We start from the raw sequence: 15,600 nt of genomic DNA, 5'->3' as shown, positions 1-15,600 counted from the left end.
ACGGTGAACAAACCAAAGGTAAAGAGGTGTCGGGTCATCCTTTGATTATGTCAAAGTTTGCACGCTGATTGTATACAGAGTTTGAATTCAGCGGCTGCTGACATCCTTCAGCCGGGTCAGCAGCTTTTGCAGAGTCTCCAGATCGCCGGCCGGCCGGCATGGGGCTCCCTTTGGTGGTTCACAGTCGGTGATCTGACCGCGAAGCCTGAGAAACTGAGCACAGGAGTGTCGGTAGGCAGGCACCGGGGACCGAAATGTGAATTCGCTCAGGTACTGGAGGGCATCGTTCAGTTCATAGAACCGACCGTCACCGGACTGCCACCAGGAATCGCGGAGAGCGAACAGATCAGGTGCAAAACTGCTGAGTCCCAGCAGGTAATCGCTGCCGTACTTCACCATATCGATGGCGAGATCGTTACCGGTAAACACCTTAAAATCGGGACGGACTTCGTCGCGAAGCTGGAGACGTTCCCATTCGGGAATTCTTTGCAGGGACGAATGCTTTGCACCCTCACATTGTGAAATCTGCAGGAGTTCCCGGTAGACATTGAGGGAATAGATTTTTCCGAATGGAGCAAATGCTTTGCTGAGTTCGAACCCGATGAAGTGATCGCAGCCGGCTGCAATCTGTCGGTAGGCGTCCACGATGTCCTCGTCGGACTGCTGAGTGAGTCCGTAAGACGGAAAGATGACCGGCGTGCCTCCATGCTGATGGATCAGATCCGTCTGTACTGAAAGCACACGCAATTGAGCCAGCCCCTGATCACCGACGTTTCTGAAGGCTCCATGGGGTTGGTTCTTTTCGACAGACTTCACGACGGTGTCAGCGCGTACACGCAACGCTCTGGTGACATTTTATGTGCAGGCCGTGATGCATCTGAGGTCTCGGCGTGTTCACATTGCAGGAATCACCACCACTCCGAACTCAGGATGGGTGAAGCAGGTATGTTGAAACCTGACCTGTGCGGACGATGGCTTTCCAACAATCACTGATCAGAGGCAGGAACCGGTGGCACAGCAGGCTCGGTGGCCGGGGATGTGTTTGGTTCAACGTAGTTGGGCACCGTTTCGCTCCAGCTTTCCTGCAAAGCGGGCCTCATAGCACCTTCGAACAAGGTATTCGACATCAAAAAGGGCGGCGTCGCCGGATTCCAGGGTTCATGATGATACCACTCTGGATCGTAGAGATATTTTTCAAGTGACGAATCGCCTTCCTGAACATACGGGTGATTCGACAGGACTGCCAGTCGTTCGCTTGTGGTTGCCTCAGCCTCCATACCGGTTTCAAGAATCCGTGGCGTGATGAGCAGCACGAGTTCCGTCTTGAGCCGTTGGCGGGTCTCCCGTCGGAATGCCCGCCCGACGTACTTCAGATCGCCCAGCCAGGGCACTTTTTGAACTCGACTTGCGACTGTCGTTCGAATCAGTCCCCCAACGGCCGTCGTCAGTTTGTCCTTGGCCACGACGGTTGCCTGCAACGTCGCCGTGTTCACAGTGTCGACGGGAACTTCGTCAGTCCCGTTCGTTCCGGAAACCGGAATCGTGGCCCCATCTTCGATTGGCGTTGACGACTCCTGGATGATTGTCAGCGTCACTGTTCGATCGGCGTTGATCTTCGGCTGAATGATCAGCGTGTTTCCGATGTCGCGCACTTCTGTTACTGGGTCGAAAGCCTGCAGCGTGTTAGTCTGATTCTGGTTGGTGATGACATTGATATCTGTTGTCAGGACACGTTCTTCACCGACAAAGATTCTGGCAATCCGATTGTTAGATGCCATGATCATGGGGGTGCCGACGACGTTGATCCGGTTGTCCTCGGCGAGGAACTGAATTCTGGCGCGAATATTGTTATCAAGAAACTGGTAGAGAAGCTGGCCACCTTCAAGAGGAAAATTGCCGACGCCGAGCACATTCTGGATGGAATTTGCTCCTGTCAGCGTGGCGTTTGCTCCAAACCCTGCGTTGGGAGTCCCGCCGCTATCCGTGTAATCGAAGTCGAAGATTGACCGGAAGTTGTCGTCCAGCGTGACTTCCAGAATCTTCATCTCCAGAAGCACCTGCGGAGTTGGTCGGTCGATTTCGTCGATCAGTTTGGCGATTTCTTCGACCGCAGTTTCGTCACTGGTCCGGACAATCAGCAGGTTATGCTGCTGCACATAACTGACAAAAATGGGGGGTTCGTCACTGGTCAGTTCCCCAAGAGTTCCCGTCGAGACGCGTCCCGGTTCGTCGCCGGCAGCAAGACGCAGCGCATCCAGCTGACGAAGCTGCGAAGCGGTGAGCGGGTTATCCGCAAGGTCCTCCTGAAGCTGACGGTTCAGGTTGAACTGGTTGAGGCCACCACCCCCGAGGCCACCGCCGAATCCACCACCGCCGAATCCACCACCGCCGAATCCACCACCGCCGAATCCACCACCGCCGAATCCACCACCACCGCCGAGTCCTCCTGCTCCAAAACGGAGCCCCTGAAGCGACTGCGAGCCTACTGCAGACAGAATGAAATCATCATTGATTGGCGTAATTGACATCATCACTCGACCGGGATAGAGATTGCGTACGGCAAGTGCTGCACTGACGGCATTGGGATGTTGCAACTGGAAGATGCGCGTGACGTCTTTTCGATAGACGACCAGATCGTCCTGGTATTCGTCGATCGTCAGAATTCGAAGGGTCCGTGTTTCCGGGTCAGTTCGGAACCAGAGCCCTGTTACCTGAGCCAGAATCTCGACGGCTTGTCGAGCAGTCACATCCTTAAGAAACAGGGTGACATTAGTCTCGCCAGCTTCGGTTGTCGCAACGACGTTCAAGCCAGATGCCTCGGCAATCAGTCTGACTGCGTCACTGACCCTTGATCCGTTCTTCAGCTCAAACCGCTCGATGATGTGCTCTTCGCCAGGAACGGCCGGCTCTTTCGTTTGCCGCACGGCTTTTCTACCGTTCGCCTTATCTTCGTTCTGACTCATCGGGGAGCCATTCGATAAGGGGGGAGCAGCACCGGGTTCCGGCTGAGCATGCACGAGCGTCGACAGGAGGCTGAATGATGCCAGGCTGGCGGCAAGCACGTTACGAATTGAGATTCGAATGATCATGGGGAATGTGTTCTATTTTATAATTAGTACGGCTTCAGAAGACTTAAGACGTACTGAGTCGTTCGTGATTTCTTCAACTGTGAAAGTTAGCTGGCTGCCGTCGAGCGACAGCGGAACCTCATCACCGGCATGTACGGTGAAAGTTCCCGGCCCTTCAATATGAAGTTGAGCGGCAAAGCCTCCTCCAAATGACTTGATCGCTCCACGAAACGTCACGATTGAGTCGGAATTGGGGGGCGAATTCAGAACAGGCTTGTCGACACTCGTCGCCAGTTGCTGAGGCAGTGACGGTGCAAACGTTGGTTGTACCTCAGCTGAGACCGGCGCAGCTGGTTCCGTAACTGCCTGCCCGGTGGTTTCACCACAGTGTTGAGGCTGTGGCGTATTCCCAGCCACCGAACTTCCGGAAAAAATGGCCTGAATCGCTTCCGAAACAGGTTGAGTGTTGCCCGGTTCTGCTTCGGATTCGTGACTGACCAGTCGAATTTCCGATTCAGATTTTGAGATTACAGTCCGGCGTGGCGAGGTGATCGCCGATGAGTCAGTCGCATAGTTAGCGGGTTTGTGATCTGCGGACGGCAACAGAATGTGGTCAATCTTACCATCGGAAACTCTGATCCGCACTGTGGGGGGGGGCGACGTTCTTACCTGTCCCGGCTTGCGACTGCCGCCGCCGCGAGAATTTCCTGGCACATTCATCGTTCTAACGCTGTCCGTTCCCGGACTTTGTCCACGAGATTCTGAAAGCTCATCCGGGAGACGAGCAGCCTGCTCTGCCACGTTTGTGTGGGGCTGCACAGATTTCGGGCGACGCCTCGGTCTGGCCGGAGTCTCAGATCGAGTCCCCCGCTGGGACGCCGTGGTAGGCATCGACGAGCCATCCGCGGTGGAAGCCGGATCGGATCTGGCAACGCGCACGGGATTCGCAGTGTTGCGGGCGTCGATGGACCGGGTATTCGCTAGAATTGCTTCGGCGGAACTGGATTTAGCCATTTCCTGGTGGGTGCCAACCGCGGAACAGCCGGCAGCGAACGATGCCATTAGAACTGCCGTGAATTTCGACAGGTGGAGCATCGCCTTTGGTACTCCTGTAAAAACGCGCAATTACTTTTGCGAGCACAGTGCATTGAAGTCGAGCAGTGGAACACTGCATCGGAAAGTCATGTATGCGCTGGCTGCCAAGGGCGTCTTAGTACGGAAAGCCCTCGCCCTCCACGGTGGCTTGCGTTGCCAATTAAATCGTCCAGAAGATGTGTGAAACTTGACCGGTTATCCCGAAAGTATGCGTCACACGGGTCAAATCGCTTGTGCCGACAGGCTTGTCTGCGCCGAGCCTTCTGCCTGGCGAGAGATAAGAAATTCAAGCCGCAATGTGATTTTTCCAGTCGCGACGCCGTCTCAATACAATGGTGCTGCCGCGTTGAAACCCGATCTCATGTGCGCAGAATCCGCACAATTGGTACAAGCTGGCATCAACCGATCGCGAGACATCCCGATAAGATCAACCAGACAGCTGAGAAACAGCCGCGAAGCGGTGGAGCGACACAACACGGTATCAAGGATTGAGGTTCGCCGTGAACAAGCGATTTGAACCCCTGCCCGTCAAAAGGTTGCCGGCCGCTGTGGTGGCCCTGATCGCGTTCAGTGGGGTGATTGTTGTTGACATGCTGCCGGTGCTTCTGTTGGCCGTCGCCTATAGCACGCTGGCCAACGTTGTCTCTCGTTAGGCGTTGAAACCTGCGCTGCAATGCCGGTAACCCAAAACGTCTGTGAGGGACTGATTCGTCCGATAAAGACTCGGTGCCGCTGCGTTTTCAGAAAATTCGTTCGGCCCAGGGATAACGCGAAGCGGCAGCATTCGCTTACCGAATAAGCACGGTCTTCCGGGACTTGACCATTTCAAGCTGCACGCCTTTCTTTCCAATTTCTTTGACCAGAACGACCTGGCCGACCCTGCGATTGGCACCCATCGCAGTCACGAGTTCATCCCCTTCACTGACTACCTGAATGCCCCCGGCAATCTTCAGAATAGCGGTCGATGCGCCCTTTTCCTCACTCAACAGAAGCCCCTGAATCTCGACTTCAGAAACATCTTCGAGACTCGTTTCCAGCTTTTTGTTCTGGGAGAGAACATTCTCAACCGCCTTGGCCAGCTTGGCGTTATCCGCCTGAGCTGACTCTACCGCTTCTGTCAGTTGCTGATTCTGGGTGATCAGGTCAGTGACCCGCTTCTGCAGTTTTTCGTTGTCGCTCAGGACTTTCTTGACACGGTCTGCCTCTCTCAGCAGATCAGCAATTTCGCGAAACTGATCGGATTGAGCTGTCGGATCGACGGGAGCGGTTGCCTCTGCAGTTGTGTCCTGAGCATATGAAACGGCGGTGGAAAGCAGGCAGCCAGCAACAATCGGGATGGCAATTCTTTCGATATTCATTGGGCAGTTCCGTTGTTTGTTAACTCAATTGAATGGGTTCTGGTCTTCGATTTGGCTGGCAGATAAAGCGTGTATCTGTTCATGGCCCAATCGGATTAAGTTGGAGTTTGCTAGGGCGACTCAATGCGTAAGCAAGGGATCAATCCTTCTGAGTCACCTCCGTAGTGGGAAACGAGGCGATTCTGCCAAGGTGCCTCTGTCTTAATCAAGTATTAAGTCATGATCCTGTGGTCGCGGCAATGAGTCTGAGGAAATCTCAGTAAATCCCACTGAATCATGTTGCAACGAGTCCTGCTGTGACTACTATGCCGATCGAGATTGAGACTTAGTCTCAACGATTTGGCAAGATGCGGCTTTAGCCAAATAACGTAAATATCCTATAAGCCACCCCGCATTTTTCCTAGCCCACCAGATTGCTCGTTGAGCGGTCAGGACGGTGTCGAGCTGCACGAAGCAACCGCGAAACATGGATGATGGACGTCACCGCCGCATGACTGGGTGCGAGTTCCCACGATTGGGCTGCTGGTTCATCCTGCGAGAGTTCGTTGGGAACTCCCGCATTCCAAATTCTTTCAGGAGAGAAAAACGTGAAGAAGTTTTACAGCAAAAAAATGAACTCGCGACGTAGCGGGTTCACCCTCATCGAGCTGGTCATGGTGATCATGATTCTCGCGATTGTTGCAGGCCTTGCAGTACCCGTCGTGGGCTGGCTTCGCCGAAGCGCCAACTACGGTGCTCAAGCAAACATCCAGGCCGCAGTCGCTTCGAACCTTGAGTTCTTTCGCACGACTTATGGCAACAACGCGTACCCATCACACCTGGATTCACTGTTGTTGGATGCCAGCGGTGGAGCTGGTGGTGTTGATCCGACCGCCACAATCGCTAGCGCAACATCTTTTGGTCACGACGGGATAGGTAGTGTTATCCAACTCGAGTCGCTCAGCGGAGATTTCACTCAAAGCATCAAAGCGATCGACCACGTCTATGACCATACAGATGACGGTTCTTGGCTGCAGGGCAATCCAGGAAACAGCGGCCTCGTCGAACGCGTACTGAGTTCTGGCGGTCCTAACGTCTATGCGACAATCGACCGATCGACCAGCGGTGGAGCAGCTCTGTTCACAGAGTGGTACGGAGTCGACCCAGCTGAGTGGCCCGCAGAAACCGCGGTCAAGCACATTGCAATGGGAATTGGTCCGAACTGCGACCTGGTAGGCAAGACCATGCAATCCGCACCAATGGATCCTCGTGTCAACGCCTCGGCCCAGTACAACCGATTTGTAGCTGTCTTCGCTGTCTACGATCCACGTTCGGGGCAGCGAGCACAGTTGCGGGGAGTGATCAATGCCAAAGGCCGTAGTGCAAACAACGCACTTTCTGAGTTCTGGCAGAGCACCAACCCTGAGTAATGATGAAACGGCTCATGCACTGGCTGAATTTTGGCAGAGTACTACTCCAGAATAATGGCTCAGTGATGATTGCTTGAGGTTTATACGAGGGGGTGGGATGCCTGCCCCCTCGTTTTCTTATTCTTACCCCGAAGTGTCGTGAGGTGCGGAATGTGTCGGGTATAATGGAACCAGCCGTCTTTCATGGCCCCGGGCATCACGTTTTCAGTTTGACGCCATCAGGTATGGAATGTGTCGGGTATAATGGCACCAGCCGTCTTTCATGGCCCCGTGCATCACGTTTTCAGTTTGACGGCATATCGAGCCCCCGCTACGCCTGTAGGGTAGCCGTTTGTTTCTTGTACGTTGGACAGGTGAAATGCGGAACCTGGAACAAACAAATCGCCGCGGCTTCACGCTGATAGAACTCGTACTTGTCGTGATAATTCTTGCGATCCTTGCGGGCTTGGTTGCGCCAATGATCGGCGGGTTGAGTCAGATCTCAACGCCGACAGGCAGCAAGAGCCAGCGAAGAATTGTCACTGAGACCACCATGCTGGCTATACGCGACATCTTCTTGAGCTCGGGGACCAGAACCGGCCTCTGGGCAGATATGGGACATGTCCCATATCGTTTGCCGCGAACGCTCCACCAAGTTTTCTTAACGCGCACAGAACTGCTCTCATTGGAGCCCGCGCGGGCGGAAACGCCGCGGTTTCACCCTGTGACGAAGATTGGCTGGCGTGGTCCGTATGCGACGCAGCCGACCGGAACCTATCCCGATATCACAACAATTCATCGCACGCCAGACATCAGGTGGAGTGACGACAATTTCACGGCGACGTATGGAGACGCAGGAGATTCTGGATTCATCGACGCCTGGGGTAATCCGATTGTGCTGCAAATTGACTTCAATATCGACAATGTGATTACGGCGAACGAAGCACGGGCAGCGCGGCTCGTGTCAGCCGGGCCAAATGGCACCATTGATTGGGCTTTCGATGAGAACCTGACATCTGAGGACTATGCGACGGCATATCAGAATGATTTGACCGACGATGTGGTGGTTTATCTGGGGATCGAGCCATGAGGAATCGAACCAATCCGATTCAGCGACCTCGATTTCGCGGCTTCACGCTGATCGAACTGGTACTGGTGTTGGTGATCCTTGCCGTCCTGGCGACCGCAGCGCTGAACATGGTGGACGTTCAGGTTGACCAGACACGGTTCGAAACAACACAGCAGTCCGTTGAGTCGGTACGAGACGCAATTCTCAGTGAGCGTAACACCGGTGCTGGGCAGGTTCTGTTGTCCGGATTTTATCCGGATATGGGGCGTCTTCCGGTGGCCTACCCGGAATCACTCTCGACATTGTCGGCTCGAGAACTATGGGACAATTCGCCGACCACGACCAATCTGGCAACTTTCAGGAATGTCCAGGCTGCCACCGTTAATGTGGTGAATCCTAAGAGCGCTGATGGGCAGGATGTTTACGGTGACTCGACGGTTACGCTTGGAATGGGATGGCAGGGCCCGTACCTGAATATGCCTGTTGGAGCCGCGTCTCTGACCGATGGCTGGGGAACGAATCTCGTTTCCGATGCAGGCGGTTATTCGCATCTGCGAACACTGGATGTGAACGATGCAGATGGGGACTCCAACAAGGACGAAGAACTCGACGTGACCGTAGCAGGTGTTTCTATATTCGGTGTACGGAGTTTGGGACGCGATAACGCCGCGGATGGTATGGATTATGACTCCGACCTCCCGGCAATCATTCAGAACTCGGTGCTGGATTTCGAGAATCAGTTAGGGCTGAAGGAATCGCAACTGAGCGGCAGCGTCGCCGGAAAAGTTTATGTCGACAAGGACATCGAAGGGATCGCAACGACGGCACTGGGAAAGACGATTGTGCAGCTGTACTACCCAAACCCGACAATGGCTGGGCAGTTTTCCGTACAGCGTGCTACGCTGTCAGTGAATGCCACGATTCATTCAACGCACCATGTTTTCGATTTCGTTTTTGACGATGGTTCCGGTGGAGACTTCGAATTTCCAGTCGGAACACGAGTGATCAGGGCTTACTATGACGATGGCCCGGACTCGACGAACGACTTTGGAGACGAAAATGGGACTGACCCGGCCAAGGTTAGTCTTCCGATGACGTTTCAGCTGTATTCCAGGAATCCACCACTGGAACTAACGATCAACAACTGACCGATAATTTTGGACAATTGAACAGAACCTAATATTGCCGGAGCCACTGGCTCCACAAGAGCATTGCGAACTCAACACCCAACAGAAGCCACTCTGGCACCGCCAGTGGCACACAAACCGAGAGTTCGGACGTAACAGACCAATACAGATAATGAAAGAGTGACCTTTGTTTTCCTTTGGCGGACACAATTCGACCTTTCTGATCATCACGGCTGGTCAAGTGATGCGTGCCGATGTGCGCGGTGATCAGGTTGTCCGGCTGAGCAGGGAAACGCGGCCAATCGGAACGACATTACCGATTGCCGTCGAACTGGCATGCGGGCTAACCGGAAAGAAACCGGCGCAAAAGACATTCGTGATTGCCGACGACTTCTGGACCGGCGTCATCGACCTGGATGAACGTTCGATTTACGGGCTGGAAGGCGCTGAACTCGAGCAGATGTTGCGGTTTGAAACGGAGTCTCTTTCCGATCTCGATCCGCTCAACAGTCGTCTGGGATTCGTGGAATTATCGCCCGTTCCGCCGGATACTCGTCGATTCTGGGGCGCGGCTGTTCCCAGTGAAGTCCTCTCCGGCGTCGCACAGGCGGTTCGTGTGCGTGGCGGGAAACTGGAACTGCTCGCGAATCCAATCGGCATGAGTTCCCCGGATCGCTCCGGTGTTCCGTGGGTCGAATTCACGCCGGAGCTTGCCGGAGCGTTTGCAGCACCCGCTGAATCGGGGGGATTTCCACGGGCCTACGTGACCCAGCGATCATCGACAAGCGACCGCTGGTATGAGGCGTTAAGAACTTTGTTCGGTGGAGAGTTACCCGACCTTGGCTGGCAGTCGACGCCGGCAGACCGGCCGCCCCTGTACACGGGCTCGCTGGAATCGCTCAGTGATGAGCTTGTCCTTGAACGCTGGGTCCAGGGGCTGGTCACGCGGGCTGCCACCCCCACTGGATTTCCTCATGTTCCTGCGCCGCAAATTCCAACCTCGGATAAAACGCGGTTTCGTATCGGTGTAGCTGTTGCACTGGTGACCGCTTTGGTTTGCGGGGGATTGGCGTGGACGATGGATTCTCGTACCTCAGAAATGCAGGTTCAAATCGATCGGTTGGCTGAATCCCGTGCCGAGAGGGACCGTTTGAACAAGGTGGTTCAGGAACTGAAGGAGGAGCTTGAAGAACTTCGTGCAGAAGCTGAGGAGACCACAGCCAAAGGGGACAACCTGCGTTTGTTGATGGATCAAGGTGATCGCTTTGCCGTACTACTGGGATCGCTTGCTGATCAGATGGATTCCCACGTGGTGGTCGACGAAATCGTGCCAAAGTCCAGCGGAATGACGCTGTCCGGTCGCGCAATACGCAGTTTTGCCGTCACACAATTAGTACAGCAATTGGAGCCGACCTTAGCTGCGGTGGGCTGGTCAGTCCGTCCCGCCTCTGTCACGGGCTCCAACCGGATCGCAGCAGGCGGTCCCTGGACTTTCAAGATTGAACTGGTTGATCAGTTGCCCAGGGTATCTGAGGCGAGTTCGCAGGGTGAGGCCGCTGTCGCGTCTTCACTGAATCTGCCAAACTCAGCCGTTGACCAGGGGGGGGAAGATTGATGGCACTACAAGTGACGTCCGGCAGTCGGCGCGAAAAATGGGTGGCGGCATTTATACCGGCCAACGCTATCCTGCTCATCGGTTTTTTATACATTACGTTGTATGCCATGCCGGAGTTCAATAAGACCGAGACGGAGTTCGACCGTGCCGTGTCGAACTTCGTCGGACCGGGTGTCATTCAGGAGCTGGAGGCAGAATCCCAGCAACTGCGCGTTGACCGAGCTGAGCTGAAACGCACCATCAGTTCGTTCGATGACGAAGTGACGGAAAAATCCGAAGCTTTTCAGCAGTTGCCCCTGACAGCAAAGCACAGGGCTGTGACAGCTCTTTGCCGGAAGCATAGCGTCGCCGTCCTGCAGGATCAGCCTGTGGACTCCATCACGCTGCCCACTCTTCGCAGGAAGTCAGTTGAAACACTTCAGTCTCTGGTGTCAAAAGAATCCATCAGTTTTCGTGAGCTGACGGTGGCTGGCGACTACGCCACCATCGTCGCATTGTTGCAAGAGCTGCCCGAAGTTTTGGGGGTCATTCCGGTCAGCGTGACACTGAAAAAAGCAAAACAGATCGATTCGTCGAGTCGCTCCACAGACCCTGCAGTCTCATGGACGGTCGGATTGCTCATGTAGATAAGACCGTTGTGGCTGCGCCGCAGGGCCGAGGGTTAAAAATGGCGAATGAGACTGAAGACGAAAGATCGGAAGACCAGCTGCTGCGGCTGCTGCGTGAGGCGATCGCCCGCCAAGCTTCCGATCTGCATTTGTCGGCGGGCCACCCTCCCTACTTTCGTCAGCAGGGGCGTCTCGCGGCTGCGGACGACTGGCCTGAGCAGGACGCAGCCACGCTTTCCGGACTTGCGCAGGCCCTGGCTTCGCGGACACATGCTAAAATCCCTCCCGAAGTCGGTTCACTCGACGGGAGCCTCTCGGCCGATGACGGCAGCCGCTTTCGCTTCAACATCTTTCGACGATCAGGTCAGTACAGTATCGCTGTTCGGCGTCTGGAAGAACGCATTCGGTCGCTCCCGGAACTGGGGTTGCCTTCAGACCTGTATCAGCTTGCCAACCACAGTCATGGGTTGGTGTTGATCGCGGGGCCGACGGGAAGCGGAAAAAGTACGACGCTGGCAACGCTGATCGATCGCATCAATCAGACACGGAGCGGTCATATCATCACGATTGAAGATCCCATCGAGTACCTGCATGTCAGCAAGCAGTCGCTGGTCGACCAGCGCGAAGTTGGACTGGATACGCTGGACTTCAATGAGGCGCTGGTGGCCGCTATGCGTCAGGATCCGGATGTCATTCTGGTTGGTGAGATCCGCGACCTGAACACAATCCGTACCGCGATCACTGCCGCGGAAACAGGGCATCTGGTGTTTGCAACGGTTCATGCAGGCGACTGTGTCGGTTCGATTGATCGAGTCGTTTCGGTCTTTCAGCCCGAAGAGCAGACCTCAATCCGCAGACAACTGGCAATGGTCCTGCGGGCAGTCGTCGCACAGAAACTGATCATGGGAGACGGGCCACAGATCAAGAAAGTACTCAAGGAAGTGAGTGACGACCCGCTCGCCGCAAGATCAAAATATGTTCTGGTCAGCGAAGTGATGAAGGTCACCAACCCAGTTGCCAACCTGATTTCTCAAAGCAAGGACACGCACATTTACTCCATTATCGAAACCGGTCGCAACGATGGAATGTACACGGCCGACGAATGTCTGGCACAGCTGCTCAGGACGGGGCAAATCAGTGAGCGAACCGCTAAAGGCCTCGCGAGGAATCCGCAACTGGTCCTCAGTCGCGCCAGCAGGTTGCGGCCATCCAGAATACAACTCGATGATATGGCGGGGACTTTGTAATGAGCGCAGCGGGTGAAGAACTGTCGACTTTGGCACCGCTTGACATGGCGGCAGTCCGAATCGACCCCGGTTGGGCACTGCGAATTCCGGTTTCCCTGGCGAGGCGGAAGAAAGTGCTGCCGTGTTGCCAAATTGATGGTCGTGTTCTGGTCGCGTGCGTTGATCGCACCGATGTGGCGACGCTGGATACGGTGGAGCGTTACCTCGAGCATGCCATTGAACCTGTCGTAGCTGAAGAAACTTCACTGGAAGCTGTGATTCGCAACACGTTCGGTGGAGCGGCTACGCAAAACGGGATGGTCCGTGTCGCGGCCGGACGTGGGGTCGGGGACGAGGATGCTGTCCAGATCTGCGAAGAGATTCTGCAGGCTGCCGCACTGAAAGAAGCTTCCGATATCCACATCGATCCGCTGTCCGAGCACGTGCGCGTCCGGCTTCGCGTCGATGGACAGCTGGAAAACTACCGCGACTTTGCCAGCGAGCTGCATCCGCAAATCAGTTCCCGCATCAAAATTCTGGCCGAGATGGATATCTCAGAACGTCGCTCGCCGCAGGACGGTCGATTTTCGTGGACGTCGTCGCGAGACGAATCGATTGACGTTCGTGTCGCGACTCTGCCGACTCGTTTAGGAGAGTCGCTGACACTCCGCCTTCTGGCCGGCAACATGGAGAATCTCACACTGTCACGCCTGGGGATGGACGCCGAAGATCTGGAGATATTCTCAACCGCCATCGGCCGTCCCCACGGATTGATCCTTTTGACCGGGCCGACCGGCAGCGGCAAAAGCACGACTTTGTACGCTGCGATAAGAGAGCTGATTTCAACAACATCGCTTCACGTTGTCACCGTAGAAGACCCCGTCGAATACGAGATGAACGGGATCACTCAGGTGGCCGTCGATTCAGCCGACAAAGTCAGCTTTAGCAAGGCGCTGCGGTCGATTTTGCGAAACGATCCCGATGTGATCATGATCGGTGAAATCCGTGACCCCGAAACAGCTGACGTCGCAATCAAGGCCGCTCTGACCGGTCACCTTGTCTTCAGCACATTGCATACTAATACTGCAGCCGGTGCCGTCACTCGATTAATTGACATGGGAGTTCAACCCTTCCTCGTTGCCGCGACACTGCGTCTGGCGGTTGCGCAACGGCTGGTGCGCAGGCTCTGCCTGCATTGCCGCCAAAAAACCTTGCTGACCGTTTCACACGCAGCCGCTCTGGGAATGCCGGATGCACGTGACACAACGGCCTGGCAGAGTGGTAGCTGCATCTATTGTGCCGGACGCGGTAAGACCGGCCGAACGGCGCTCTTCGAGATGTTACCGGTAGGTGAAGAGATGGCCCATCTGATTTCCAAAGGGACAGAGGAGGTGCCTCTGCGCACACTGGCGAAGAATGAAGGTTGCCGCACGCTGACGGAAGATGCACTCCGCAAGATCGAGCAGGGCATGGTGACGGCTTCGGACGCACAAGGAGCAGTGGCCGTATGGTAATTTCAAAATTGCTGAGCAAACCGGATCAATATGCCTAACTTCGCCTTCACAGCTCGCGATGAAGCGGGTCAGACACGTACCGGTGCAATCGATGCTGCCACCGCATCAATCGTTGCATCGCAACTGCGCACGCGCGGCTGGATTGTGATCAGGCTCGAGGAACAGTTGGCGGCGGCCGTCGGTAGCCGTCGTGACTTGTTCAAAAATATCCTCGGCCCTCGCAGCGTGCAGGTGGAATTGTCGCTTCGCCAACTGTCCGTGATGCTGCGCGGCGGGATCAGCCTGCTTTCGGCCATGCAGACACTTTCCACTCAGGCTGACAGCCGTGCGATTCGCCGTGCTTACAGTTCCCTGATCGATACCGTACAGTCTGGCCGACAATTCTCGGACGCAATCGAATCGGAAAACGGGTTTCCAGATTTTCTTGCCCAGCTTGTGCGAGTTGGCGAACAGACTGGTATTCAGGAGACTGTTCTCGTTCGTGCTGCGGACATGATGCGGACACGTCGTGAAACCATTCGAGAATTTGCCACGGCACTGCTGTACCCTCTGCTTGTCCTGCTTTCCGCGTTTATGGCGACGGGATTCATCGTAACGAGTCTGCTACCGAAACTGGCGGAGCTCCTGGTATCACTCAACAGGCCGCTTCCTGCGATGACTCAGTCCCTCATCGCCATTTCAGGATTCACCACTGAATGGAGCTGGTATATTTTCGGATCAATGGTCATGGCTGCCATTGCTTTCGTTTTGACCTGGCTCTATCCGCCTGGCCGTCTCTGGATCGAACGGTTGTCGTTTCGTATTCCGGTTATCGGCAAGCTTTTCCGTATTAGCGGGACGCTGACGTTTTCGCAGACAATGGGCGTTCTCGTGAGCAGCGGTGTCACTGTGCTGGAAGCCCTGATTACAGTTCAGGAAATGCACTCCAGCACTTACTTCGCGTCGATCGTTCAGAAGTCTCGTGATGCGATCATCAGAGGGCAAAGCCTTGCGGACACGTTGCGTGTTCGCGGAGCCTATATGCCGCTGTTGGCGACAATGGTCGCCGTGGGGGAAGAAAGCGGTAATCTGGACGAGGTTCTGGATCAGGTGTCCGAGTTCCATCGCACGCAGCTTTCCGCAATGATCAAGACACTCAGCGCTCTGGTCACGCCGGCCATCATCGTCGTTGTCGGATCGATCGTGGGCTACGTCTATATTGCCTTCTTTGTGGGCCTGTTCTCCGTCGCGGGATGATCGTTTTTTTCGTCACGTGAATTCCGGTGACCCCGCCGTGTGGTGAAATGCCCAGGCGTCAGCACAGACAACAATCCCATTGCGTATAAGACAACCTTTGATGTCATCGGTTTGTTGCGTGACTTGCTCCATACGATCTGTCGCCGGTTTTCCTGGCACAACGACGGCTCCGGATTCACCGCCTTTCAGCAGTCCGTCACGAGAGTCCAGGAGCAAACTGCCTTTGGCCTCGGCAGAGGCGGTCGAATGACATTCGTAACAGTGTTTGATCAGCTTCGGTCGGATACGGGATTCAA

The 15,600-nt window shown here is 55.1% G+C and carries 15 protein-coding genes; 10 read left to right on the top strand and 5 right to left on the bottom strand.

What is annotated here, in order from left to right; translation table 11 throughout:
- Positions 1 to 87: 87 nt before the first annotated feature.
- The 3 genes from MK110_19540 to MK110_19530 form a co-directional block, all read right to left on the bottom strand.
- Complete coding sequence (locus MK110_19540) at positions 88 to 816, bottom strand: dihydrodipicolinate synthase family protein (GenBank protein MCH2213497.1); 729 nt, start codon at positions 814 to 816, stop codon at positions 88 to 90.
- A gap of 170 nt (positions 817 to 986) precedes the next feature.
- Positions 987 to 3,089, bottom strand: coding sequence for a hypothetical protein (locus MK110_19535; protein MCH2213496.1), 2,103 nt, complete (start codon positions 3,087 to 3,089; stop codon positions 987 to 989).
- Positions 3,090 to 3,101: 12 nt separating this feature from the next.
- A complete protein-coding gene (locus MK110_19530) occupies positions 3,102 to 3,788 on the bottom strand; it encodes a hypothetical protein (GenBank protein ID MCH2213495.1) in 687 nt (228 codons plus the stop codon).
- 85 nt (positions 3,789 to 3,873) lie between these two features.
- Between MK110_19530 and MK110_19525 the strand changes: the two genes are divergently transcribed.
- Both MK110_19525 and MK110_19520 read left to right on the top strand, forming a co-directional pair.
- Positions 3,874 to 4,347: a hypothetical protein gene (locus MK110_19525; protein ID MCH2213494.1), complete on the top strand. Its 474-nt coding sequence runs from the start codon at positions 3,874 to 3,876 to the stop codon at positions 4,345 to 4,347.
- Between the two features lie 316 nt (positions 4,348 to 4,663).
- Complete coding sequence (locus MK110_19520) at positions 4,664 to 4,816, top strand: hypothetical protein (protein ID MCH2213493.1); 153 nt, start codon at positions 4,664 to 4,666, stop codon at positions 4,814 to 4,816.
- Positions 4,817 to 4,951: 135 nt separating this feature from the next.
- On the opposite strand, the gene MK110_19515 is transcribed toward MK110_19520, so the two are convergent.
- A complete protein-coding gene (locus tag MK110_19515; GenBank protein MCH2213492.1) occupies positions 4,952 to 5,521 on the bottom strand; it encodes a hypothetical protein in 570 nt (189 codons plus the stop codon).
- Positions 5,522 to 6,108: 587 nt separating this feature from the next.
- Between MK110_19515 and MK110_19510 the strand changes: the two genes are divergently transcribed.
- From MK110_19510 to MK110_19475, 8 genes are all read left to right on the top strand, one after another.
- The gene (locus tag MK110_19510; protein MCH2213491.1) at positions 6,109 to 6,930 is read left to right on the top strand and encodes a type II secretion system GspH family protein; all 822 of its coding nucleotides are present in this window, start codon (positions 6,109 to 6,111) and stop codon (positions 6,928 to 6,930) included.
- A 358-nt stretch (positions 6,931 to 7,288) separates the two neighbouring features.
- Positions 7,289 to 7,999 (top strand): type II secretion system GspH family protein, encoded by a 711-nt coding sequence (locus MK110_19505; GenBank protein ID MCH2213490.1) that lies wholly within the window; start codon positions 7,289 to 7,291, stop codon positions 7,997 to 7,999.
- Entirely contained in the window at positions 7,996 to 9,126 is a 1,131-nt protein-coding gene (locus tag MK110_19500) for a prepilin-type N-terminal cleavage/methylation domain-containing protein (GenBank protein MCH2213489.1), read from the top strand. Before MK110_19505 ends, MK110_19500 begins: the two co-directional genes overlap by 4 nt.
- Before the next feature lie 223 nt (positions 9,127 to 9,349).
- Entirely contained in the window at positions 9,350 to 10,720 is a 1,371-nt protein-coding gene (locus MK110_19495) for a hypothetical protein (GenBank protein ID MCH2213488.1), read from the top strand.
- Complete coding sequence (locus tag MK110_19490; protein MCH2213487.1) at positions 10,720 to 11,346, top strand: hypothetical protein; 627 nt, start codon at positions 10,720 to 10,722, stop codon at positions 11,344 to 11,346. The genes MK110_19495 and MK110_19490 overlap by 1 nt, the downstream gene beginning before the upstream one ends.
- A 41-nt stretch (positions 11,347 to 11,387) precedes the next feature.
- A complete protein-coding gene (locus tag MK110_19485; protein MCH2213486.1) occupies positions 11,388 to 12,575 on the top strand; it encodes a PilT/PilU family type 4a pilus ATPase in 1,188 nt (395 codons plus the stop codon).
- Positions 12,575 to 14,068: a GspE/PulE family protein gene (locus MK110_19480; GenBank protein MCH2213485.1), complete on the top strand. Its 1,494-nt coding sequence runs from the start codon at positions 12,575 to 12,577 to the stop codon at positions 14,066 to 14,068. Before MK110_19485 ends, MK110_19480 begins: the two co-directional genes overlap by 1 nt.
- A gap of 30 nt (positions 14,069 to 14,098) precedes the next feature.
- A complete protein-coding gene (locus MK110_19475) occupies positions 14,099 to 15,304 on the top strand; it encodes a type II secretion system F family protein (protein ID MCH2213484.1) in 1,206 nt (401 codons plus the stop codon).
- 12 nt (positions 15,305 to 15,316) lie between these two features.
- Here MK110_19475 and MK110_19470 read toward each other — a convergent pair.
- A partial coding sequence (locus MK110_19470) for a hypothetical protein (GenBank protein ID MCH2213483.1) occupies positions 15,317 to 15,600 on the bottom strand: 284 nt, incomplete at its 5' end.

The organism is Fuerstiella sp. (assembly GCA_022447225.1).
Lineage (GTDB): Bacteria > Planctomycetota > Planctomycetia > Planctomycetales > Planctomycetaceae > S139-18.
Note: the sequence above shows the minus strand (reverse complement) of the source record. Positions and strands in the feature narration are given on the sequence as shown.